Annotated in this window: 1 protein-coding gene; it reads left to right on the forward strand. The window is 59.4% G+C overall.

Annotated features, from left to right (window positions below; translation table 11 throughout):
• The coding region (gene hisD, locus ACR0C6_RS21700) for a histidinol dehydrogenase (RefSeq protein WP_480621212.1) at window positions 1-757 on the forward strand (757 nt) is incomplete at both ends.

Below are 757 nucleotides of genomic sequence, written 5' to 3' on the forward strand. Positions count from 1 at the left end.
TCGCCACATCACGGCCTGCTCGCCTCCGCGCCCTGGCGAAGGGGTTGCGCCTGCCATCGTTTATGCGGCCCATATCAGTGGGGCCGACAGCATTCTGGCTATGGGGGGCGTGCAGGGCGTTGCCGCCATGACCTACGGTCTGTTTGGTTTGCCACGCGCCAACATCCTTGTAGGCCCCGGCAATCAATTCGTGGCCGAAGCCAAGCGCATCCTTTACGGCAAGGTTGGTATCGACATGATCGCAGGTCCGACCGACAGTTTGATCCTTGCCGATCAGTCCGCCGATGCGCATGTCGTCGCCACCGATTTGGTCAGTCAGGCCGAGCACGGATACAACTCGCCGGTCTGGCTGGTCACCGATGATCGCGACCTTGCGCAAAAGGTGATGGAACTGGTGCCTGCGCTGATCGCAGATCTGCCGGAACTGAACCGCGAAAACGCCTCGGCCGCATGGCGCGATTATGCTGAGGTTATCGTCTGTTCCAACCGCGAAGAGATGGCCGCCTGTTCCGACGAATACGCACCTGAGCATCTAACGGTTCAGGCTGAGGATCTGGATTGGTGGCTGGAACGGCTGACCTGTTACGGATCGCTGTTTCTGGGCGAGGAAACAACCGTGTCATACGGAGATAAAGCGACCGGTACGAACCATGTTCTGCCAACCTCGGGCGCGGCCAGCTATACTGGCGGGCTGAGTGTCCATAAATACATGAAGATTGTGACGTGGCAGAGAGGCACACGCGAAGGGTCGAAGCCC

It is taken from the genome of Ruegeria sp. AL12 (assembly GCF_056540885.1).